28 protein-coding genes are annotated in these 22334 nt (G+C 59.4%); 26 read left to right on the forward strand and 2 right to left on the reverse strand.

All coding sequences use genetic code 11. From position 1 onward, the window contains the following. Window positions 1-163 precede the first annotated feature (163 nt). From AB5287_RS00065 to AB5287_RS00090, 6 genes are all read left to right on the forward strand, one after another. On the forward strand, window positions 164-1168 hold the full coding sequence (locus AB5287_RS00065; RefSeq protein ID WP_012472149.1) for a zinc-dependent alcohol dehydrogenase family protein: 1005 nt from the start codon (window positions 164-166) through the stop codon (window positions 1166-1168). A gap of 248 nt (window positions 1169-1416) precedes the next feature. Continuing rightward, window positions 1417-2754 (forward strand): MFS transporter, encoded by a 1338-nt coding sequence (locus tag AB5287_RS00070; protein WP_012472150.1) that lies wholly within the window; start codon window positions 1417-1419, stop codon window positions 2752-2754. Between the two features lie 180 nt (window positions 2755-2934). Beyond that, window positions 2935-3339, forward strand: coding sequence for a VOC family protein (locus tag AB5287_RS00075; RefSeq protein ID WP_014485325.1), 405 nt, complete (start codon window positions 2935-2937; stop codon window positions 3337-3339). A gap of 322 nt (window positions 3340-3661) precedes the next feature. Continuing rightward, a complete protein-coding gene (locus tag AB5287_RS00080) occupies window positions 3662-4912 on the forward strand; it encodes an MFS transporter (RefSeq protein ID WP_012472151.1) in 1251 nt (416 codons plus the stop codon). 85 nt (window positions 4913-4997) lie between these two features. Further along, window positions 4998-6038 carry an NAD(P)-dependent alcohol dehydrogenase gene (locus AB5287_RS00085; protein WP_010081604.1) on the forward strand — a complete coding sequence of 347 codons (1041 nt, stop codon included), beginning with the start codon at window positions 4998-5000 and terminating at the stop codon, window positions 6036-6038. Window positions 6039-6232: 194 nt separating this feature from the next. Continuing rightward, window positions 6233-7123: a helix-turn-helix transcriptional regulator gene (locus AB5287_RS00090; RefSeq protein WP_012472152.1), complete on the forward strand. Its 891-nt coding sequence runs from the start codon at window positions 6233-6235 to the stop codon at window positions 7121-7123. Window positions 7124-7435: 312 nt separating this feature from the next. Here AB5287_RS00090 and AB5287_RS00095 read toward each other — a convergent pair whose 3' ends face one another. Next, entirely contained in the window at window positions 7436-8578 is a 1143-nt protein-coding gene (locus AB5287_RS00095; RefSeq protein WP_131224436.1) for an ROK family transcriptional regulator, read from the reverse strand. 513 nt (window positions 8579-9091) lie between these two features. On the opposite strand from AB5287_RS00095, the gene adhE reads away from it, so the two are divergent. Then, a complete protein-coding gene (adhE, locus tag AB5287_RS00100; protein WP_368220306.1) occupies window positions 9092-11821 on the forward strand; it encodes a bifunctional acetaldehyde-CoA/alcohol dehydrogenase in 2730 nt (909 codons plus the stop codon). 331 nt (window positions 11822-12152) lie between these two features. Here adhE and AB5287_RS00105 read toward each other — a convergent pair whose 3' ends face one another. Further along, the gene (locus tag AB5287_RS00105) at window positions 12153-13184 is read right to left on the reverse strand and encodes a YwiC-like family protein (RefSeq protein WP_013410640.1); all 1032 of its coding nucleotides are present in this window, start codon (window positions 13182-13184) and stop codon (window positions 12153-12155) included. 232 nt (window positions 13185-13416) lie between these two features. Here AB5287_RS00105 and rpsJ point away from each other — a divergent pair, with 232 nt between their 5' ends. The 19 genes from rpsJ (at window position 13417) to rpsE (ending at window position 22333) form a co-directional block, all read left to right on the forward strand. Beyond that, window positions 13417-13725, forward strand: coding sequence for a 30S ribosomal protein S10 (gene rpsJ / locus AB5287_RS00110; protein ID WP_003827292.1), 309 nt, complete (start codon window positions 13417-13419; stop codon window positions 13723-13725). A gap of 16 nt (window positions 13726-13741) precedes the next feature. After that, window positions 13742-14383: a 50S ribosomal protein L3 gene (gene rplC / locus AB5287_RS00115; protein WP_007053031.1), complete on the forward strand. Its 642-nt coding sequence runs from the start codon at window positions 13742-13744 to the stop codon at window positions 14381-14383. 6 nt (window positions 14384-14389) lie between these two features. Beyond that, on the forward strand, window positions 14390-15046 hold the full coding sequence (gene rplD / locus AB5287_RS00120) for a 50S ribosomal protein L4 (protein ID WP_007053032.1): 657 nt from the start codon (window positions 14390-14392) through the stop codon (window positions 15044-15046). 5 nt (window positions 15047-15051) lie between these two features. Then, window positions 15052-15348, forward strand: a complete 297-nt coding sequence (gene rplW, locus AB5287_RS00125; RefSeq protein ID WP_007053033.1) for a 50S ribosomal protein L23 — start codon at window positions 15052-15054, stop codon at window positions 15346-15348. 36 nt (window positions 15349-15384) lie between these two features. Beyond that, window positions 15385-16215, forward strand: a complete 831-nt coding sequence (gene rplB, locus AB5287_RS00130) for a 50S ribosomal protein L2 (protein WP_007053034.1) — start codon at window positions 15385-15387, stop codon at window positions 16213-16215. A gap of 15 nt (window positions 16216-16230) precedes the next feature. Next, window positions 16231-16509 (forward strand): 30S ribosomal protein S19, encoded by a 279-nt coding sequence (gene rpsS, locus AB5287_RS00135; protein WP_003814508.1) that lies wholly within the window; start codon window positions 16231-16233, stop codon window positions 16507-16509. Window positions 16510-16525: 16 nt separating this feature from the next. Then, on the forward strand, window positions 16526-16885 hold the full coding sequence (rplV, locus tag AB5287_RS00140) for a 50S ribosomal protein L22 (protein ID WP_007053035.1): 360 nt from the start codon (window positions 16526-16528) through the stop codon (window positions 16883-16885). A gap of 2 nt (window positions 16886-16887) precedes the next feature. Next, window positions 16888-17691, forward strand: a complete 804-nt coding sequence (rpsC, locus tag AB5287_RS00145) for a 30S ribosomal protein S3 (protein ID WP_007053036.1) — start codon at window positions 16888-16890, stop codon at window positions 17689-17691. 6 nt (window positions 17692-17697) lie between these two features. After that, window positions 17698-18117 (forward strand): 50S ribosomal protein L16, encoded by a 420-nt coding sequence (gene rplP / locus AB5287_RS00150; protein WP_007055335.1) that lies wholly within the window; start codon window positions 17698-17700, stop codon window positions 18115-18117. Next, window positions 18117-18368 (forward strand): 50S ribosomal protein L29, encoded by a 252-nt coding sequence (gene rpmC, locus AB5287_RS00155; RefSeq protein ID WP_003829891.1) that lies wholly within the window; start codon window positions 18117-18119, stop codon window positions 18366-18368. Before rplP ends, rpmC begins: the two co-directional genes overlap by 1 nt. A 2-nt stretch (window positions 18369-18370) precedes the next feature. After that, a complete protein-coding gene (gene rpsQ, locus AB5287_RS00160; RefSeq protein WP_007055338.1) occupies window positions 18371-18631 on the forward strand; it encodes a 30S ribosomal protein S17 in 261 nt (86 codons plus the stop codon). 94 nt (window positions 18632-18725) lie between these two features. Next, window positions 18726-19094, forward strand: a complete 369-nt coding sequence (gene rplN, locus AB5287_RS00165) for a 50S ribosomal protein L14 (RefSeq protein WP_003829893.1) — start codon at window positions 18726-18728, stop codon at window positions 19092-19094. Between the two features lies 1 nt (window position 19095). Continuing rightward, window positions 19096-19431 (forward strand): 50S ribosomal protein L24, encoded by a 336-nt coding sequence (gene rplX / locus AB5287_RS00170; protein WP_007053803.1) that lies wholly within the window; start codon window positions 19096-19098, stop codon window positions 19429-19431. Continuing rightward, the gene (rplE, locus tag AB5287_RS00175) at window positions 19428-20000 is read left to right on the forward strand and encodes a 50S ribosomal protein L5 (RefSeq protein WP_007053039.1); all 573 of its coding nucleotides are present in this window, start codon (window positions 19428-19430) and stop codon (window positions 19998-20000) included. Before rplX ends, rplE begins: the two co-directional genes overlap by 4 nt. 1 nt (window position 20001) lies before the next feature. After that, window positions 20002-20187: a type Z 30S ribosomal protein S14 gene (locus tag AB5287_RS00180; protein WP_003814530.1), complete on the forward strand. Its 186-nt coding sequence runs from the start codon at window positions 20002-20004 to the stop codon at window positions 20185-20187. Window positions 20188-20276: 89 nt separating this feature from the next. Further along, window positions 20277-20675, forward strand: coding sequence for a 30S ribosomal protein S8 (gene rpsH / locus AB5287_RS00185; RefSeq protein ID WP_003829896.1), 399 nt, complete (start codon window positions 20277-20279; stop codon window positions 20673-20675). Between the two features lie 17 nt (window positions 20676-20692). Continuing rightward, window positions 20693-21232 carry a 50S ribosomal protein L6 gene (gene rplF / locus AB5287_RS00190; RefSeq protein WP_007053040.1) on the forward strand — a complete coding sequence of 180 codons (540 nt, stop codon included), beginning with the start codon at window positions 20693-20695 and terminating at the stop codon, window positions 21230-21232. 1 nt (window position 21233) lies between these two features. After that, window positions 21234-21605: a 50S ribosomal protein L18 gene (gene rplR / locus AB5287_RS00195; protein WP_007053041.1), complete on the forward strand. Its 372-nt coding sequence runs from the start codon at window positions 21234-21236 to the stop codon at window positions 21603-21605. After that, window positions 21602-22333, forward strand: a complete 732-nt coding sequence (rpsE, locus tag AB5287_RS00200; RefSeq protein ID WP_007053804.1) for a 30S ribosomal protein S5 — start codon at window positions 21602-21604, stop codon at window positions 22331-22333. The genes rplR and rpsE overlap by 4 nt, the downstream gene beginning before the upstream one ends. The last annotated feature ends 1 nt before the right edge of the window (window position 22334 follow it).

The following is a 22334-nucleotide window of genomic DNA, read 5'->3' on the forward strand; positions in this document are numbered from 1 at the left end:
TCATCAACACCTCGCAAAGACAGCGAGATGAACGAAACCAATACGCGACCAATCGCCATGCAGATAGGCCTGCCGGCCGGTCACCTGGTTACCCAGCCACCCGGTCACCCGGCCCAACCTTGCTCATCGCAGTGGCGCGCTTTCACCGTAGAAAGGACCCATCATGAAGGCTCTTGTGCTCACCGGCGTCAAGGAATTCGAAATCCAGGACCTGCCCACTCCTGAAATCCAGCCCAACGAAGTACTGATCAACACCGCCTACGCCGGCGTGTGTGGCACCGATCACGACCTGTACGCCGGCCGCCCCGGTTCGGCCGCAGCCGTGCCGCCGATCGTGCTCGGCCATGAGAACTCCGGCGTCGTGGCCGCCATCGGTTCCGAGGTCACTGGTGTCAAGGTGGGCGACCGCGTGGCCGTCGATCCGAACATCTACTGCGGTCAGTGCGAGTACTGCCTGACCCAGCGCCCCGAACTGTGCGACCATCTTTCCGCCGTGGGCGTCACGCGTGACGGCGGTCTGGCCGAACAGTTCACCGCACCGGCCACCGTAGTCTACAAACTGCCGGACAACGTCTCGCTGAAGGACGCCGCCGCCATCGAACCTATCTCCTGCGCCGTGCACGGCGTGGACCTGCTGAAGCTGCGCCCCTACCAGAAAGCGCTGGTCATCGGAGACGGCTTCATGGGCCAGCTCTTCGCCCAGATCGTGCAGGCCTACGGCGTGCATCAGGTGGACCTGGCCGGCATCTTCGATGAGAAGCTCAAGCGCAACCAGGAGCTGTTCGGCGTCACGAACGTCTACAACACCACGCGCGAGGCCATTCCTGCCGAATCCTATGACGTGATCATCGAGGCCGTGGGTTTGCCGGCCACCCAGGCGCAGGCCGTGGCCGCCGCCAAGAAGGGCGCGCAGGTGCTCATGTTCGGCGTGGGCCCGCAGGAGGCGCACTTCGAGATGAACACCTACGATATCTATAAGAAGCAGCTGACCATTCAGGGCTCCTTCATCAACCCGCTCACCTTCAAAGACGCCATCAGCCTGCTCGAATCCGGCAAGATGAACGTCGCACCGCTCATCAGCCACGAACTGGGACTCGAAGAAGTCCAGGACTTCCTCGACGGCAAGATCCAGGGCGTCTCCAAGGCCGTCGTCAAGGTCGGCGAGTAGTTTCGGCACTTTGCCGGCTCCTCTCCCTGAGGGGAGCTGGCGGCGGAGCCGACTGAGGGGAGGCATCCGGCGGCGTGTATTACCACCCTCCGGTGCTGCGCACCACCTCCCGCCAGCGGAAGGAAGAGGTTTCGTCTCACGGTTTTCGCCGCCAATATAGCTTGGCCGCCGGCTTTCCCTTTTTCTTCCGGCGGCCGCATTTTTCCCTGCACCACCTCTACTGACAACGATGTTAATGGAGTCAACCCATGATTCGCTTTTTTGAAAAATTCGGTATTCCCCGTGTGTTGCTGCTTGGCTTCCTCGCCGTTGCCATCTTCATGACGGGCGATGGATTCGAGCTCACCTTCCTCTCCAAATTCATGGTCGACCAAGGCTTCTCGTCCTCGCAGGCCTCCCTGCTGGTCACTGTGTACGGCCTGTTCGCGGCCCTCGGCGGCTGGTGCGCCGGCGTGCTCGCCGAAATGTTCGGTGCCCGCCGCATCATGATGTTCGGTGCCTGCTGGTGGATCGGCATCCACCTGCTGTTTCTCGGGGTCGCCATCCCGAGTGGTCTGTATTCGCTGATTCTGGGCCTGTACGCCTTGCGCGGCATCGGCTACCCGCTGTTCATCTACAGCTTCGTGGTCCTGATGGCGCAATACATCAGCCCCGCCCGCCTGGCCTCCGCCACCGGCTTCTTCTGGACCTGCTTCTCTCTGGGCATTGGCGTGTTTGGCGCTTACCTGCCGAGCTTCATCATGCCGGTGTTCGGCGAATACAAGACCTTCTGGTTCGCACTGCCGTTCTCCATCGTCGGCACCGTCATGTGCTTCTTCTTCGTACCAAAGAACAAAATCGTCAAATCGCAAGGACTGAGCCGCAAGGAACAGCTCGCCGAGCTGGCCGAGGGTGCCACCATCCTGGTCACCAATCGCAAGGTGCTCATCTGCGCGATCATCCGCATCATCAATAACCTGCTGCTCTACGGGTTCCCGGTCATCATGCCGTTGTACCTGTGCACCACCCACAATGGCGGCATCAACATCTTCAAAACCGAGGAATGGATGCGTATCTGGGGCTTCGTGTTCGTGATCACGCTGATTTTCAACACGTTCTGGGGCTGGTTCATGGACCGCTTCGGCTGGGTATGGCCGATGCGCTGGTTCGGCTGCGCGGTGCTCGCGGTCGGCTCGGTGGCGTTCTACTACATTCCGCAGTGGTTCGGCGCGAATGCCATTATGATGATCGTCGCTTCGGTCATCGTCGGCATCGGCACCTGCGCGTTCTCGTCGCTGCCCACCATCATGACCCTGTACGCGGGCGGCAAGCAGGGCGCGGCGCTGTCCGCATACAACCTCGCCGCCGGTCTGACCACGTTCGCCGGCCCTGGCATCGCCACCATTTTGCTGCCAATTGTGGGCTATGAAGGTGTGTGCTGGACATACGCCGGCCTATACGTGCTCGCCTTCGTGCTTACCTTGTTCATCCGCCCGCAGCAGCCCGGCTTCGACGCCAAAGGCCACCGCATCAAAGGCGCAAAGGTTGCATCCGCAGAGTCCTCCGAGTCCTCGGAACCTACCGACAGCGCATCCGTGCACGTTTAGCTGCCCGAAGTAACCGTGGCCGCCGAAATGGTTGCCACTGCGAACTGATCGCAACATCATGTTGCGTCAGCAAGAAAGTATCGAGAATTGACTAGGAGTGCGGCATGGTTCTGCCGCGCCGCATACCTTGTCCGACTATCCTTAACCTTTATCCAACCACCACATTCAAAGGAGAATCACATGGCTAAGCCAATGACCGCGTTCACTACCGACCTCCAGCATTCCGGCATGATTGCCAAAGACCTGGATGAGACCATCAAGTTCTACCGCGAGGTTATGGGCTTTGAGCTCGCCGGACTGTTCATGAATGGCGAGAACCGTTGCGCCTTCCTGCGCTACGGCCACCTGACCATTGAAACCTGGGAAGGCGACCCCGCCCCGATGACCACCGGCGCCATCAACCACTGGGCTTTCGATACCCCGGACATCGAAGCCGCCTTCGAGAACGCCAAGGCGCTCGGCGTGGACTTCAAGGACACCGAGATCCAGTCCATCCCGAGTTTCTGGAAGCATGGCATCCGCTACTTCAACATCTACGGCCCCAACGGCGAGACCATCGAATTCTGCCAGATTGTGGAGGAGTAGCGGCTCCGATGCGCCCGATTCGCGCGCAATATGCGTGTCGATAGTGGCCGCAATATAATACTCAGCCTTTATTACGGGCTGGCCTGATAACTAACATTCAACGACCGGTGCACATGCGCCGGTCGTTTTTTTAGTGCCTGATGATTGTGCTGGGTTACAACAATGAGCGGCACGCTGGGCATAACAACATCCATGCAAGAAAGTATCAATTCTTGACTGTTTTCGCGCCAAAACACTGCTATTTTCGCAGCGAAACTTGTATTAACGCTCCAAAGTTGGGCGGATGAAAACAACGAAGTTTGCGTAGTAAAAGGAGACGGTCATGGCACAAGGACTGGCGCGAAAACTACTGCCGGGATTCTTGGCGATCGCAGTGTTCATGACAGGCGATGGGTTTGAACTGACCTTTTTGTCCAAGTATGTCGTCGATCAGGGATTCAGCTCGTCGCAGGCATCACTGCTGTTTACGATGTACGGATTGGTCGCGGCGCTCGCCGGCTGGTCCTCGGGCGTGCTGGCCGAACTGTTCGGAGCCAAGCGCATCATGCTTATTGGCGCGGGTTCTTGGATCGTGCTGCATCTGGTATTCATCGGTGTGGCATTGCCTAGCCACAGTTATCCGCTGATGCTGGCGTCGTATATGTTGCGAGGCATGGGCTATCCGCTATTTATCTACAGCTTCGTAGTGTTGCTTGCGCAAACTGTGGATCCCGGCAAACTGGCATCGGCCATGGGCTGGTTCTGGACTTCCTATTCCTTTGGCATCGGTGTGTTTGGCGCCTATCTGCCGGCGTTCATCACGCCGGTGATTGGTGAATACTATTCGCTGTGGGTGTCACTGCCGTTCTCGATTGTCGGCATGATTATCTGTCTGTGTTTTGTGCCGAAAACCCGTAACGCCAATCTTGACACGATGAGCTCTTCGGATAAGCTTCGTGAACTCTCTCGCGGCGTGACCATTCTCAAAGACAACCACCAGATTGCGCTTGCTGCCGTATTGCGTGTGATTTGCAATCTCACTTTGTACGGTTTTCCGGTCATTATGCCGCTGTATCTCGCCACGCATACAAACGGCGGCGGAGCTTGGTACCAGGTCACCGAATGGTCCACCATCTGGGGTCTGCTGTTCGTCGTCACCGTATTCGGCAATGTGTTCTGGGGCCGTATGGGCGATTGCTTCGGCTGGATGAGCCAGATGCGCTGGTGGGGCTGCTGGCTCTCCGCGCTCGGTACTCTCGCCATGTACTATGTGCCGCAGCTGTTTGGGCACAACCTGCCATTTATGTATGTGTGCGCCGTGGTGCTCGGCATGGGTATTTCCGCTTTCGTACCGATGGGCGCAGTATTCCCTGCTCTGGAACCTGAGCACAAGGGCGCTGCGGTTTCCGCACATAACCTCGCTTCAGGCCTGACCACATTCTGTGGTCCGTTCATCGCCACGGTACTGCTCAATACCGTAGGTTTTGCCGGAGTGTGCTGGGCATATGCCATTTGCTACATCTCTGGCTCGGTCATCTCATTCTGGATTCGCCCCGAGCAGCCGGGCATCACCCGCAAAGTGGCGGCGAACTGAGCGGTGCTCGCTGACTGTTCTCGTCAAAAACCAACAATACAAGACCCTCAAAAAAATAAATTCAACCAATATAAGGAGAAATACCATGAAAGCAGTTGTTCTCGAAGAGCAGGGCGTCATCAATGTGCGTGAGGTCCCGGACGTCAAGGATCCCGGCCCCGGTGAGCTGCGTATCGCACCCCACACCGTGGGCGTATGCGGTTCTGATTTGCATTACTACACGCACGGTCGTGTTGGCAAGTATGTTGTTGAGCAGCCAATGATTCTCGGCCATGAGGCAGCGGGCACCGTGTTGGAGGTCGGCCCCGGCGTCACTGATTTCAAGCCCGGTGACCGAGTCGCCCTCGAGCCAGGCATTCCGGATATGACTTCGCGGGCCAGCCGACTGGGCATGTACAACGTCGATCCGGCTGTGCGTTTCTTCGCTACTCCGCCGATTGACGGTTGCCTGTGTGAGGAGGTCATTCACCCGGCCGCATTCACCTACCATCTGCCTGATTCCATGAGCTTTGGCGAAGGTGCGTTGCTTGAGCCGACCGCCGTGGGCATGTGGGCTGCCACCAAGGCACGCATCAAGCCCGGCGATGTGTGCGTGGTGACCGGCTCGGGCACAGTGGGTATGCTCACTGCCTCTGCTGCGCTCGCCGGTGGCGCTTCCAAGGTGCTTGTTTCGGATGTGTCTTCCATCAAGCTGGGTATTATCGGCCAGATTCCGGGCGTTATCCCCGTGGATTTGACGACGGAGGACTTGGTTGAACGTGTACGCGAAGAGACCGCTGGGTGGGGTGCTGATGTGGCATTCGAGTGTTCCGGCGCGCCGAAAGCTTATGAGACGTTCTGGAAGCTGATTGCCCCGGGCGGTTGCGCGGTGCTCGTCGGTATTCCGGTCAACCCGGTACCGATTGACGTGACCGAGCTGCAGGCCACCGAAGTGCGTATTGAGAACATCTTCCGTTACGCCAATGTGTACCAGAAAGCCATCGATTTGGTCGATAGCGGCCGACTTAACCTGAAGCCGTTCATCACTGACACGTTTGCCATGAAGGACGCCAAGGCTGCCTTCGACCGTATGGATGAGGGTCGTCCGGGCGATATCAAGTTGCAGATTACGGTCAATCGAGACTAATCCGTGACGTGTTGATGACGAGATGATTGCCCGATGAAATCCTGCGGCATATGTTGGCGTTTCCCTTTTTCCGCCCGCACTTATGTGCCATATCCGTAGGATTCCGGCGGGCAATCATCTCGCCGTAGTTGTTCCACCGGTAAAGTACGAAATATGGCGAGCTGTACTGCGCAACGTTGACAAGGAGGTCTGCGATGGATGCGCGAAACTTGACTGCGATTCCTCATTCGGATGCGGGCTCGCTGGAAGTGATTGTGCCCGATGGGGATGCGGCCATACGTTGGTCAAGCCACGGGTATCCGAGCTCTCTGGCCAAATGGCATTATCATCCACAAATCGAAATTCATCTTATCCGTGAGGGAAGTGGACAACTCATGGCGGGGGATGGACTCATGCCATTCGTGCCGGGGCATGTGGCGATGATCGGATCCAATCTGCCTCATAATTGGTTGTCGGATATCATTCCTGGAGAACGGCTCTCTCATCGTGATGTGTTATGCCATATACGTCCGCAGACTATGCGACTATTGACCGCCGCTTTTCCCGAGACTTCCGGTTTCGAAACGGTATTGCGCCGTTCGCAGCATGCACTTGTACTGTTCGGTGATTCGGCACGTGAGGCCGGCGAGCTATTAGTGGCCATGGGAGAACATAGTCCAGTTAGACGGGTTGCCGACCTTATTGCTATTCTGACGGTATTCGAGCAGGCATCAGCGCAGGAAAGCCAGACCGTGGTAACGCCGGAATACAATCCAGAGATTGCGGTTGGCGCGGAGGATGGGATCAACGCCGCCATCACCTATATTTCCACACATCTGGATGAGGTCAGCTTGCAAGGTGCCGCTGATGCGGCGGCGATGAGCGTATCCACCTTTTCTCGCTTCTTCAAGCGAGTTGCCGGCATCGGTTTTGCTGATTTTGTTCGACGGCTTCGAGTGGGGCGTGCTTGTCGTTTGCTGACTTGCACAAACATGCCCATTGCCAAGATTCAACAGTTGAGCGGATATACGAATGCCTCGAATTTCAATCGTCGGTTTCTGGAAGAAACCGGTATGACTCCATCTCAATATCGCCGAGAACATTGATTGCCGCCCCGGTCTGGGCGGTGTCACGGATCCGTGCAAGAAAGTACCATAAGTGGGTTTCTTGGTATCAGATAGGGCCAATGCTGCCGTTTAGGCTTGAAAATACAACGAAGTGGTTAGATGCGCATAAAGTGCATCGGCTCCAAGGAGGCAGCAATGAATGATAATTCGGTATGGCCGGTAGTGATTGCGGTAATGGTCGTGCTTGCGGTGGCCGTATGCCTGGCCATGGCTGGTGACATCCGGTTTGCCGTGATTGGTGTTCTATGACTGTCTCCATGAGTCCCGAAACCGCTGCCGCCTAGGCGGAAATCAGCCGCGTACCGCAGCACCACAGATATCGTCGAGATAATTCTCGGCGAATCGCAATGCGGCACCGATGATGTTCTGGTCTTCGGCGCAGTAGCTCTTGCGCAGATTGAAATGGTCGGTGCCGAACGGGCTGCGTGCGATGACGCGCGTCTTCAGATCCTCGATGTCGCTGTCTTCAAGATGCTGGGCTGCTTCACCGCCGACAATCACGTCGCCCGCGATGATGGATCGCGCGTTGACGATGGCCTGCGCCACGTAATCCAGCCACTCATCCATGCGCTCGCGATGATGCCGTTCGCCCTGCTCAAGCACGCTGAAGAAGCCGGGAATGCTTTCGTAATCCTCGGGCAAGGTCTCCGGCGAGCAGTAGGTGTCCATGCAACCGCGCTGGCCGCAGTAGCATTCGCGGCCGCCCGGCACCAGCGTCATGTGTTCGATGGCGCCGTTGCACTGGTTCGGGCCTTGATACAGTTTGCCCCCCGCGATCACCGCGCCGCCCGGGCGTCGCTCCAGATAGACGCACACCGCATCGGTGAGCGTGGAGTCGAACCAGAGTTCGGCCATGGCTGAGGCATCGGAATCGTGGATCATCATGCACGGGTAATGGACCGATTGGCTGATGGTTTCGAGCGTGAGCCCAGTGTTGCCCATAATGGTGCCGAAGATGATGGTGGTGGCGTCGGGGGAGAGGATGCCTTGGATGGCGAACGAGACGCCGAGCACCTTGCCGTGCTTCTTTTCGACGTCGGCGGCGAAGTTGTTGATGATGCCGCCGATACGCTGGTAGTAAACGTTGGTGTTGCGGTAAGGCAGGGCATCGTTGCGTTTTTCGATGACGTTGCCGTACAGGTTAATCGCGCACAGGCGCAGTTCGTTGGAACGCATCACTACCCCGATGGCAGTGCGATGATCGGGATTGAACTCATAATTTTGCGCCTTGCGCCCGCCGGTGGAATCCTGCAGTTCGCCTTTGCGGATGAGTCCGTCATCTTCTAGTGCGCGCAGATTTTGGGTGATGGTGGGCAGGCTGAGGCCGAGTTCGCGTTCCAGTTCCTGCTTGGTGACATGGCTATGGCCATACAGATACTGGGTCATGGCACTGCGGTTGTGCGCTTTCACTGCGGTCGATGGCATTGCCCTCATATTTACCCCTTTGTGCGATGAGATATATGCAAGTATACTTTATGAAAGTGGCTTTCATGTGCCTCGACGCGGAGATTGTGAGACAAAAATCGTATATTTGTAGGCGATTTGGGTACTTTTTTAAACCAATTTTCTAGAAATGTGGAGAAAATGAGTACTTTTGGAAACTTGATTTAAAAAAGTTGTCGGATTGCGTTGTTTGCAGTCATGTGATTTTCGGTAAAAAGTGAACAAAAAGTACCAAATCGCCGAATAAAGTGAGAATTTGTTCGATATTTCGCACAACTCTTAACAAAAACTGTTCAATATCGCACGTGAAACGCCGTCGATTTTGTGCGTATGCATCGCGCCGGACCGTTCAGTATATTGTGCCTCAGGTCACATATGCAATGTGACAACGCATCACCGGTCATTTTCGGTTACTGAGGCGGTATCCCGCTGGTGCAACTGAGGTGACGAGGCGATGGCCCAGAACTTTGCCATATACCCCAAGAAGATCGAGGAGGACCCCAAGTGGCAGAAGCAAAGAAGAAGGTCGAAGCTACCAAGCCGACTCCAGAAGAGAAGCAGGCCGCAGCTGAGGCCGAAGTTGACGCGCTGGTTGCCCGCGCCAAGAAGGCTCTCGACGAATTCGAGAACCTCGACCAGAAGCAAGTTGATCGTATCGTCGCCAAGGCATCCATCGCCGCTCTGAACAAGCACCTCGTTCTCGCCAAGATGGCCGTCGACGAGACCGGCCGTGGTCTCGTGGAAGACAAGGCCACCAAGAACATCTTCGCCTGCGAGCACGTCACCAACTATCTGGCCGGCCAGAAGACCGTGGGCATCATCCGCGAAGACGATGTGATGGGCATCGATGAGGTCGCCGAGCCCGTCGGCGTGGTCGCCGGCGTCACCCCGGTCACCAACCCGACCTCCACCGCCATCTTCAAGTCCCTCATCGCCCTGAAGACCCGTTGCCCGATCGTCTTCGGCTTCCACCCCGGTGCGCAGAAGTGCTCCGTTGAAGCCGCTAAGATCGTGCGCGACGCCGCCATCGAAGCCGGTGCTCCTGAGAACTGTATCCAGTGGATTGAGCATCCGTCCATCGAGGCCACAGGCGCCCTGATGAAGCATCCGGGCGTGGCCACGATCCTCGCCACTGGTGGTCCGGGCATGGTCAAGGCCGCTTACTCCTCCGGCAAGCCCGCCCTCGGCGTGGGTGCCGGCAACGCCCCGGCCTACGTTGACACCGATGTTGACATCGTGCGCGCCGCCAACGATCTGGTGCTCTCCAAGCACTTCGATTACGGCATGATCTGCGCCACCGAGCAGGCCATCATCGCCCACAAGGACGTCTACGACCAGCTCGTCAAGGAGCTCAAGGTCCGTAAGGCCTACTTCGTCAACGCCGAAGAGAAGGCCAAGCTGGAACAGTACATGTTCGGCTGCACTGCCGGTTCCGGCGTCAAGCCCGTGCTGAACTCCGCGGTGCCGGGCAAGTCCCCTCAGTTCATCGCCAAGGCTGCTGGCTTCGAGATTCCGGCCGACGCCACCATTCTGGCCGCCGAGTGCAAGGAAGTCTCCGACGACGAGCCGCTGACCCACGAGAAGCTCGCTCCGGTGCAGGCCGTGCTCAAGGCCGACAACAAGGAGCAGGCCTTCGAGATGTGCGAGAAGATGCTCAAGCTGGGTGCCGGCCACACCGCCGCCATCCACACCAACAACCAGGAGCTCGTGCGTGAGTACGGCGTCCGTATGCACGCCTGCCGCATCATCTGGAACCAGCCTTCCTCCCTTGGCGGCATCGGCGACATCTACAACGCCATCGCCCCGTCGCTGACCCTGGGCTGCGGCTCCTACGGCGGCAACTCGGTGTCCGGCAACGTGCAGGCCGTGAATCTCGTTAACATCAAGCGCATTGTTCGGAGGAACAACAACATGCAGTGGTTCAAGATCCCGGCCAAGACCTACTTCGAGCCGAACGCCATCAAGTACCTGCGCGACATGTACGGCATCGAGAAGGCCGTCATCGTGTGCGATAAGGTCATGGAGCAGCTCGGCATTGTTGACAAGATCATCGACCAGCTGCGCGCCCGCTCCAACCGTGTGACCTTCCGCATCATCGACTACGTCGAGCCGGAGCCCTCCGTCGAGACCGTCGAAAAGGGCGCTGAGATGATGCGCGAGGAGTTCGAGCCGGACACGATCATCGCGGTTGGCGGCGGCTCCCCGATGGATGCCTCCAAGATTATGTGGCTGCTCTACGAGCACCCGGAAATCGCCTTCTCCGACGTGCGCGAGAAGTTCTTCGATATCCGTAAGCGCGCCTTCAAGATCCCGCCGCTGGGCAAGAAGGCCAAGCTGGTGTGCATCCCGACCTCCTCCGGCACCGGTTCCGAGGTCACCCCGTTCGCCGTGATCACCGATCACAAGACCGGCTACAAGTACCCGATCACCGACTACGCGCTGACCCCGTCCGTGGCCATCGTGGACCCGGTGCTGGCTCGCACCCAGCCGCGCAAGCTGGCCTCCGACGCCGGCTTCGACGCCCTGACCCACTCGATGGAAGCCTACGTGTCCGTGTACGCGAACGACTTCACCGACGGCATGGCCCTGCACGCGGCCAAGCTCATCTGGGACAACCTGGCTGAGTCCGTCAATGGCGAGCCCGGCCTGGCCAAGACCAACGCTCAGGAGAAGATGCACAACGCCGCCACCATGGCCGGCATGGCATTCGGCTCCGCGTTCCTCGGCATGTGCCACGGCATGGCCCACACCATCGGTGCCCTGTGCCACATCGCCCACGGCCGTACCAACTCCATCCTGCTGCCGTACGTGATTCGCTACAACGGCCAGATTCCTGAGGAGCCCACCTCTTGGCCGAAGTACAACAAGTACATCGCCCCGGAGCGCTACCAGGACATCGCCCGCAACCTCGGCATCGACACCGGCAAGACCCCGGCCGAAGCCGTGGAGAACCTGGCGAAGGCCGTCGAGGACTACCGTGACAACAAGCTCGGCATGAACAAGAGCTTCCAGGATTGCGGTGTGGACGAGGACTACTTCTGGTCCGTGCTCGATCAGATCGGCATGCGCGCCTACGAGGACCAGTGCACCCCGGCCAACCCGCGCATCCCGCTGATCAACGACATGAAGGACATCGCCGTCGGTGCTTACTACGGTGTCTCCCAGGCGGAAGGCCACAAGCTGCGCATCGAGCGCGAGGGTGAGGCCGCTACTGAGGAAGCCTCCGAGCGTTGATTGCAGGCGGTTTGTGGTTGGTGGCACCATCAGTAGCCACCAACCGCGGTGTTGCAGCTTAGTGTCTGCATAGCGCGACACAAGGAGCCCGACCCCATTACAGGGGCCGGGCTCCTTTGCATATGTGGTGCTCCCTCAGCCAGCAGGTACACCTCCATGGGGTGGTAACCCACTCATGGGGCGGTAACTTGCCCATGGGGCGGTGAAAACCCCATGGGGCGGTGTACGAAAACGGCTCTATTCTGCGGAAGGTAAAATTTTACCGTCCGCCCCATGGGCCAATTACCGCCCCATGAGGGAATTACCTCCCCATGGAATCGCTGAAGCGTCGCTAAATCGCCGCAATGATGCAGCCAAAAGCAATAAAGCTGGCAAACGCCTCGGTAATGCCGGTCACCACGGGCTTCAAGGTTGTGCGCCGTGTAACCACCGGCAACGCAACGGCGCGGGCCAACAGCAGCACAGTCATCGCAATCAGATACGGGCTGCGTCCAGCCGGCACGGCGGCTAGCAGCAATAGCGCCACATGCCATACCCACGAAGCCGCCACGTACGAACGCTTCCCGCGTTCCCGGATCATGGTTTTGACCACCAAAACCGACCCATACTGCGTCAGCGCAAACAGCACGGTGGCAATCAGCCCGCTCACGGGCAATGAACCCGCGGGCCACCAGGCGTGAAGGTCGAATATCTGGCTCAAATCTGGCATATTCCGAATCGCGGCGCGTGCGGCGGTGACATCAGCGGCTGCGCACGAGGCATGTGCTGCGTTGATGGGCATAACACATGCCGTCTCAACAGTGCTGCCAAACGACGCGATCACCGTGGCCATGGCCGACGCGGCAATCACCGACACGGCATTGCCCCACAGCGAGCGCTCCTTCCTCAGCCACGAGGACAGCATCGACAGCGCAACCAGCACTATATATAAGGGAGCCCAACGCAGTATGCCGGTATGCGTAATCAGGAATGGCAAGCCGATGACGATGAGCGCTACGGCATAAGTGAGCATCGGCGGCAGATAACGGCGTGAAAAGTGTGCTTTGAACCAGTGCGCGGCGCTGAACTGCACGCAATAGCACACGGCCCACGTCGCCAATAGCCAAAGCGTATCAAGATTAGGCCCGCCGATAAAGAAGCCAGCCACAGCGGGCAGCATAACCATTACCCATGCGCCAGGTTGGTTGTCGAACCAATCGCGTTTAAGAGTCTTGCGGCGGGAAGTCATATCTGTCATGATATCGCAGCGAATGGTTCTCAATAAGAAAGATGTGAGACCTGCATTGCGACAATCGAACAGACGCCGAGCGGCTATGCCGCGAGGTAATACGAACGGCATGAGCGCGACACGCGCGAACTCCACTGTCCCACCTCAATGCTTGAATAAACAAGTTGCCTGATTTGGGCTCGCAAATTGGAATTAAAAAAGCGAGCGCGGGCCGGGAGCCACTTCAAGTGAAGTGACAGCCGGAAACCGCGCACTGATGTCGGATGACCGCCAGAGGACGTATGTCCAAGGGAGGCCATGCGCGCCGGTGCCCTAGAAGCAGGTTGGTAAACAGTACAACGAACATCGCTAGAAAGGGCGGACGGCAATGGCGGGACAGAAAATCCGCATCAGGCTTAAGTCCTATGACCACGAGGTCATCGACCAATCGGCGAAGAAGATCGTCGAAACGGTGACGAACGCGGGCGCAACTGTTGTTGGCCCCGTTCCGCTGCCGACCGAGAAGAACGTCTTCTGTGTTATCCGTTCTCCTCACAAGTACAAGGATTCTCGCGAGCACTTCGAGATGCGCACTCACAAGCGCCTCATCGACATCGTGGACCCGACCCCCAAGGCCGTGGACTCCCTGATGCACATCGATCTGCCTGCGGACGTCAACATCGAAATCAAGCTGTAAGGGAGGAGGAAGCATTATGTCTAATCGCAAGGCTCTGCTGGGCAAGAAGCTCGGCATGTCCCAGGTGTGGGACGAGAACGGCTTCTTCGTGCCCGTCACTCTTGTCGACGTGTCCACCAACGTGGTGACCGCTGTGAAGACCGAGGAATCTGACGGCTACAAGGCTGTCCAGCTCGGCTACGGCGCCATCGATCCCACCAAGGTGACCAAGCCGCTGGCTGGCCACTTTGCTAAGGCCGGTGTCACCCCGCGTCGCCACCTCGTCGAGGTGCGCACCGACGACGTCGATCAGTTCGAGGCCGGCCAGGAACTGGCCGCTGACCTGTTCGAAGAGGGTGCTGAGGTCGACGTGACCGGCACCACCAAGGGTAAGGGCTTCGCCGGTACCATCAAGCGTTGGGGCTTCAAGTCCTACCGCCGTACTCACGGTTCTCACAAGAACGAGCGCCGTCCCGGTTCTGTGGGCGCATGCGCCACTCCGAGCCGTATTCTCAAGGGCAAGCGTATGGCCGGCCGCATGGGTCATGTGACCGCCACTACCCAGAACCTGACCGTCGTCTCCGCTGATGTCGAGAACGGCATCCTCGCCATCAAGGGCGCCATTCCTGGCCCCAAGGGCGGCATCGTTCTCGTCCGCTCGGCTGTGAAGGGAGCCTGATAAACCATGGCAAACGTTACTCTGAACGTCACCGACGCCAAGGGCCAGGCCACCGGCACCGTTGAAGCTCCTGAGGCTCTCTTCGGCGTTTCCGCCGAGGATGTCCAGGCTCACATCCCGCTGATCCACCAGGTTGTCACCGCTCAGCTCGCTGCTGCTCGTCAGGGCACCCACGCCACCAAGACTCGTGGCATGGTTTCCGGCGGCGGCAAGAAGCCGTGGAAGCAGAAGGGCACCGGTCGTGCTCGTCAGGGCTCCATCCGTGCACCGCAGTGGTACCACGGCGGCACCGTGTTCGGCCCGCAGCCGCGTGACTACTCTCAGCGCACCCCCAAGAAGATGAAGGCCGCAGCTCTGCGCTACGCCCTGTCCGATCGCGCCAACGCCGGTCGCGTTGCCGTGGTGGAGTTCGGTATCACCGAGCCGTCCACCAAGGCCGCTGTCGCCGCTCTGGCCCCGATCACCGCGGACAAGTTCACCACGGTCGTCTTCACTCGCGACAACATCAACGAGTGGCTCTCCGTGCGCAACATCCCGACCGTTCACCCGATTTTCGTCGATCAGCTCAACACGTACGACGTGATTACCTCGCAGTACGTGGTCTTCACCAAGGAAGCCTTCGAGGCTTTCGTGGCTGCCAAGACCGAGCCGAAGGAGGCCTGATTTAGATGGTCGCTATTCACAAGCCCGCTCACGACGTGATTCTTAAGCCCGTCGTCTCCGAGAAGAGCTACGCCGCTTCCGACCGTGGCCAGTACACCTTCGTGGTGGCTCCGGATGCGAACAAGGTGCAGATCAAGCAGGCAATCGAAGAGATCTTCAAGGTCAAGGTGACGAACGTCAACACCCTCAACCGCGCTGGCAAGAAGCAGCGCACTCGCACCGGTTTCGGCCAGCGCGCTTCCCAGAAGCGTGCGATCGTGACCGTCGCCGAGGGCCAGACGATCGACATCTTTGGTAACTGAAGGTTAGCCGAGAAAAGTTAAAGGAAGAACTACATTATGGCTATCCGCGTTTATAAGCCGACGACCGCAGGCCGCCGCAACGCGTCCGTCTCGGATTTCTCCGAGCTGACTCGTTCTACGCCTGAGAAGTCGCTGGTTCGCAAGAAGTCCAAGACCGGCGGTCGTAACTCTTACGGCCGTATCACCTCCCGTCATCGCGGCGGCGGCCACAAGCGTCAGTACCGTCTCATCGATTTCAAGCGTTGGGACAAGGACGGCGTGCCCGCCAAGGTTGCCGAGATCGAGTACGATCCGAACCGCTCCGCCCGTATCGCCCTCCTGCACTTCGCAGATGGCGAGAAGCGCTACATCATCGCGCCGAAGGGCATCAAGCAGGGCGACGTCATCGAGACCGGTGCTCAGGCTGATATCAAGCCGGGCAACAACCTGCCGCTGAAGAACATCCCGACCGGTACCGTGGTTCATGCCATCGAGCTCCGCCCGCTGGGCGGCGCTAAGATTGCTCGTTCCGCTGGTGCTGCCGTTCAGCTCGTCGCCAAGGATGGCGCCTACGCTCAGCTGCGTATGCCGTCCGGCGAAATCCGCAACGTCGACGCGCGCTGCCGCGCTACCGTCGGCGAGGTCGGCAACGAGGACCACGCCAACATTCAGCTCGGCAAGGCTGGCCGCGCCCGCTGGATCGGCCGCCGTCCGATCACCCGTGGTGAGTCCATGAACCCGGTCGACCACCCGCACGGCGGTCGTACCCGCGGTGGTAAGCCGCCGGTCTCCCCGTGGGGCAAGGGCGAGGTTCGTACTCGTCGTCCGAAGAAGGCTTCGAACAAGATGATTGTTCGTCGCCGTCCGTCCGGCAAGAACCGCAAGTAAGGGAGTATCGAGAAGATGACTCGTAGCATCAAGAAGGGCCCCTTCGTCGACGCCCACTTGCAGAAGAAAGTCGACGAGCAGAACGAGAAGGGCACCAAGAACGTCATCAAGACGTGGTCCCGTCGTTCGATGATCACCCCTGATTTCATCGGACACACCTTCGCCGTTCATGATGGTCGCAAGCATGTCCCGGTGTTCGTCACCGAGGCCATGGTTGGTCACAAGCTGGGTGAGTTCGCCCCCACGAAGACCTTCAAGGGTCACGTGAAGGACGACAAGAAGGCCCGTCGCTAAGGATAAGGAATAGAACATGGAAGCTAAAGCAATCGCTCGTCACGTCCGCGTGACGCCGCGCAAGGCTCGCCGCATGGTCGACCTCATCCGCGGCAAGAAGGCGACCGAAGCCGTCACCATTTTGAAGTTCGCCCCTCAGGCTGCGGCCCTGCCGGTCCGCAAGACCCTGGAGAGCGCCATCGCCAACGCTCGTGTGAAGGCCGACAAGGCCGGCGAGCCGTTCCGCGAGAACGACCTGTACATCAAGGAGACCTACGTTGACGAAGGTGTGACCCTCAAGCGCTTCCGCGCTCGTGCCCAGGGCCGCGCTGCTCGCATCAACAAGCGCACCTCCCACATCACGGTCGTCGTGGCTAACAAGGAAGGAGCCCGCTAAAGATGGGTCAGAAGATCAATCCGTTTGGCTACCGTCTGGGCATCACTGAGAACCACCGCTCCAAGTGGTTCTCCGACTCCAACAAGGCCGGCGAACGCTACCGCGACTTCGTGCTTGAGGATGATCAGATCCGCAAGGAGATGAGCAAGGACCTCGAGCGCGCTGGCGTGTCCCGCATCGTCATCGAGCGCACCCGCGACCGCGTTCGCGTCGACATTCACACCGCCCGTCCGGGCATCGTGATCGGTCGTCGTGGCGCCGAGGCTGAGCGCGTCCGCGCCAAGCTCGAGAAGCTGACCGGCAAGCAGGTCCAGCTCAACATCTTCGAAGTCAAGAACGCCGCGCTGGACGCCCAGCTCGTCGCTCAGGGCATCGCTGAGCAGCTGACCAACCGCGTCACCTTCCGTCGTGCCATGCGTAAGGCCCAGCAGGACGCCATGCGCGCCGGTGCCAAGGGTATCCGCATCAAGCTCTCCGGCCGCCTCGGCGGTGCGGAAATGAGCCGTTCCGAGTTCTACCGTGAGGGCCGCGTTCCGCTGCAGACCCTCCGCGCCCTCATCGATTACGGCTTCTTCGAGGCCAAGACCACGTACGGCCGTATCGGCGTCAAGGTCTGGATCTACAAGGGCGACATGACCGAATCCGAGTTCGAAGAGCAGCAGGCTCAGCAGAACAACCGTCCGGGCCGTCGTGGTGGCGATCGCCGCCCGCGCCGTGGCAACCGTTCCGCCGCCCCGCAGGCCGCCGAAGCCCCCAAGGCTGAGGCTCCCGCCGAGGCCGCTCCGGCTGCAGAAACGAAGGAGTGAGCAAGAATGCTTATCCCCAAGAGGACTAAGTACCGCAAGCAGCACCGCCCTGTGCGTTCTGGCATGTCCAAGGGCGGCAACGAGATCAACTTCGGTGATTTCGCCATCCAGTCCCTCGCCCCGGCCTACGTGACCAACCGTCAGATCGAAGCCGCGCGTATCGCCATGACCCGCTACATCAAGCGTGGTGGCCGCGTGTGGATCACGATCTTCCCGGATCGTCCGCTGACCAAGCACCCGCTCGGTGCCCGAATGGGTTCCGGTAAGGGTGCCCCGGAGTTCTGGATTGCGAACGTGCGCCCTGGTCGCGTGATGTTCGAAATCGGTGGTGTGTCCGAGGACGTCGCTAAGGAAGCCCTCCGCCGCGCTATCGACAAGCTCCCGATGAAGTGCCGCATTATCGCACGTGAAGGTGGTGATATCTGATGGCAGTCGGTACCGCTGATTACTCCATCAAGAATCTCAACGAGAAGACCAACGCGGAAATCGAAGGCTTCTTGAAGAAGTCCAAGGAAGAGCTGTTCAACCTGCGCTTCCAGCACGCCACCGGTCAGCTCGAGAACACCGCCCGTCTCAAGGCTGTCAAGAGCGATATCGCCCGCATGTACACCGTGCTTCGCGAGCGTGAGCTTGGCATCAGCCAGGAGCCGGCCGCTACCGAATCCAAGGAGAAGTGATTATGGCTGAAGAGCGTAACTTCCGTAAGGTTCGCCGCGGCTACGTCGTGTCCGACAAGATGGACAAGACGATTACCGTCGAGCTCGAGCAGCGTTCGACCCACCCGCTGTACGGCAAGGTCGTTCGTTCCACCAGCAAGGTCAAGGCCCATGATGAACACAACGACGCCCACATTGGCGACCTCGTGAGTATTATGGAAACTCGGCCTCTGAGCAAGACCAAGCGCTGGCGTCTCGAATCCATTATCGAGCGCGCCAAGTAAGTAAAGTTCGGCAAGGCTCGCCATTTACCGGGGCATTATGGGCAACCACGATGCCCCGGTAAATGGGGAGAACCAGCTCGGCTAAGGAGAATCAATGATTCAGCAGGAAACGCGGCTTCATGTCGCCGACAACACGGGTGCGAAGGAACTCCTCGCCATCCGCGTGCTCGGCGGATCGAAGCGACGCTATGCCGGCATCGGCGACGTGATCGTCGCCTCCGTCAAGGACGCCATTCCTGGCGGGTCGGTCAAGAAGGGCGACGTGGTTAAGGCCGTTGTCGTCCGTACCGTCAAGGAATCCCGCCGTGCGGATGGTTCCTACATCAAGTTCGACGAGAACGCCGCCGTCATTCTCGGCTCCGGCCGTGAACCGAAGGGCACTCGTATCTTCGGACCGGTCGGTCGTGAACTGCGCGAGCACAAGTTCATGAAGATCGTGTCCCTCGCCCCGGAGGTGATCTGACATGGCAGCCAAGATCAAGAGCGGCGACCTGGTCAAGGTCATCCGCGGCAAGGACCGCGGCAAGGAAGGCACCGTCAAGCAGGTGCTCTCCAACGATCGACTAATCGTCGAAGGCGTGCAGATCGTCAAGAAGCACGTGCGTGCAACGCAGCAGGGCCAGCAGGCTGGCATCGTCTCCACTGAGGCTCCGATCCATCGCTCCAACGTGATGGTCATCGACCCGGAGACCAAGCAGCCGACCCGCGTTGGCATCACCGTTAAGGAAGAGGCGCGTGACGGCAAGGTGAAGACCGTGCGCGTGCGCGTCGCCAAGAAGTCCGGAAAGGAGCTGGCATGACCGATACTACTGTCGAAGCGCCGGCCACCCCGCGCTTGAAGGTCAAGTACAACGAGCAGATCATTCCTGAGCTCGAGAAGGAGTTCAAGTACTCCAACCCGATGCAGGTTGCTCGTGTCCAGAAGGTCGTCGTCTCCATGGGTGTTGGTGCCGCTGCCCGCGACTCCAAGCTCATCGAAGGTGCCGTCAAGGACCTCACCCTGATCACCGGCCAGAAGCCGAAGATCACTAAGGCCAAGAAGTCCGTCGCGCAGTTCCACCTGCGTGAAGGCCAGGCCATCGGTGCGTACGTCACCCTGCGTGGCGACCGCATGTGGGAGTTCCTGGACCGTCTGCTGACCCTCGCGCTGCCCCGTATCCGCGACTTCCGCGGCATCAACGGCCACCAGTTCGATGGCCAGGGCAACTACAACTTTGGTCTCACCGAGCAGTCCATGTTCCACGAGATCGATCCTGATTCGATCGATCACGTGCGCGGTATGGACATCACTGTGGTGACCTCCACCAAGGACGACAAGGAAGCTTACGCGCTGCTGAAGCACCTCGGCTTCCCCTTCAAGGAGAACTGATATGGCAAAAACCGCTCTTAAGAACAAGGCGGCCGGCAAGCCGAAGTTCAAGGTCCGCGCTTACACGCGCTGCCAGGTCTGCGGTCGTCCCCACTCCGTCTACCGCAAGTTCGGCCTGTGCCGCATCTGCCTTCGTGAGAAGGCTCACCGCGGTGAACTGCCCGGCGTTACGAAGTCCAGTTGGTAAACATCGACGCTGAAGGTCCGCGGCCCGAACGCTTCTAGAAGAAGCGTGAGGGCGGCGGAAACCATAGCGAGAAAGGGCAACAAGCCCAAATGACAATGACAGATCCGATCGCAGACATGCTTACGCGTCTGCGTAATGCGAGCGCGGCCAAGCACGAAACCGTGGATATGCCGTACTCCAAGTTCAAGGCGAACATCGCCGAGATCCTGAAGCGTGAAGGCTACATCAAGGACTTCACCGCTAAGGAAGCCAAGGTCGGCCAGACTCTTGAGGTCACCCTCAAGTACGGTCCGAACGGTGAGCGTTCCATTCAGGGTATCAAGCGCATCTCCAAGCCGGGCCTTCGTCGTTACGCGAAGTCCGACTCCCTGCCGATGCCGCTCGGTGGCCTGGGTATCGCCATCATCTCGACTTCTTCGGGACTGCTGACTCAGAAGGAATGCCTCGACCGAGGCATTGGCGGCGAAATTGTCGCCTTCGTGTGGTGAGAAAGGAGAGCTGAAACATGGCATCGCATATTGGTAAGCTCCCCATCGCCATCCCTGCTGGCGTTGAAGTCAAGATTGAAGGCCAGAACTTCTCCGCCAAGGGCGCTAAGGGTTCTGACTCCTACGTGGTTCCGGAAGGCATCACCGCTGCCGTTGAAGGCAACGAGATTGTCCTGACCGCCGCTGATGACCTGCGTCCGACCCGTGCCAAGCACGGTTTGGCTCGTTCCATCATGGCCGGCATGGTCAAGGGTGTTCACGATGGCTACTCCAAGACTCTTGAGATCGTCGGCACCGGTTACCGCGCCGTCGCCAAGGGCCAGGGCATCGAGTTCTTCCTCGGCTACTCCCACACCATCACCGTCAACCCGCCCGAAGGCATCACCCTGAAGGTGACCGACGCCAACCACGTGGTTGTCGAAGGCACCGACAAGCAGGTCGTGGGCCAGGTTGCCGCCAACATCCGCAAGCTGCGCGCTCCGGAACCCTACAAGGGCAAGGGCATCAAGTACTCCGATGAACGCATCCTGCGCAAGGCTGGAAAGGCTGGTAAGTGATATGAGCGTTGCTATTCTCGGAAAAGGCAAGAAGGTAGCTCTCAAGCGCCGTCACGCGCGTATCCGCAAGCGCATCTCCGGTACCCCCGAGCGTCCGCGCCTGGTGGTCACCCGCTCCAACCGTCACATGGTTGCTCAGGTGGTCGACGATACCAAGGGCATTACCCTGGTGTCTGCCTCCACTCTTCAGGCTGACTTCGCCGGCTTCGAAGGCACCAAGACTGAGGCCGCCAAGAAGGTCGGCGAGCTGATCGCCGAGAAGGCCAAGGCTGCCGGCATCACCGCAGTCGTGTTCGACCGCGGTGGCAACAAGTACACCGGTCGCGTCGCAGCCGTTGCTGATGGCGCCCGCGAGGGAGGTCTTGCACTGTGAGCGACAACGAAACGAAGGAAACCCAAGTGGCTGAAGAAACTCAGAACACTGTGGCGACCGAATCCAACAACGAGGACCGCAAGGGTCGTCGTGGCCAGCGCGGTGAAGGCCGTCGTGGCGAGCGTCGTAACCGTCGTGAAGAAAACCACGGCGACGAGCTGCTCGATCGCGTGGTGACCATCAACCGTGTGTCCAAGACCCACAAGGGTGGCCGTACCTTCAGCTTCGCCGCACTGGTTGTGGTCGGCGACGGCAACGGCACCGTGGGTGTCGGCTACGGCAAGTCCCGTGAAGTCCCGGCCGCCATCGCCAAGGGCCAGCTGGACGCCAAGAAGCACATGTTCTCTGTGCCTCGCGTCCGCGGCACCATCACCCACCCGGTTCAGGGTCACGACGCTGCTGGCACCGTCCTGCTGCGTCCGGCCGCCCCGGGTACCGGTGTAATCGCCGGTGGCTCCGTGCGCGCCGTCATGGAATGCGCAGGCATCACCGACGTCCTGACCAAGTCGATGGGCTCCGCCACCGCCGTTAACGTGGTGCGCGCTACCGTCGACGCCCTCAAGCAGCTCGAAGAGCCCGAGGAGATCGCCGCCCGTCGTGGCCTGGCGCTCGACGAGGTCGCTCCCGATGCTCTGCTGCGCGCCCGCGCCGCCGGCATTGCCGAGGCTCGCAAGGCTCGCGAAGAGGCTGCTGCCGCTAAGGCCGCCGAAGAGAAGGATGGTGAGTGAT

It is taken from the genome of Bifidobacterium sp. RTP21102st3_E2_RTP21102_210122, assembly GCF_040916945.1.
GTDB lineage: Bacteria > Actinomycetota > Actinomycetes > Actinomycetales > Bifidobacteriaceae > Bifidobacterium > Bifidobacterium longum.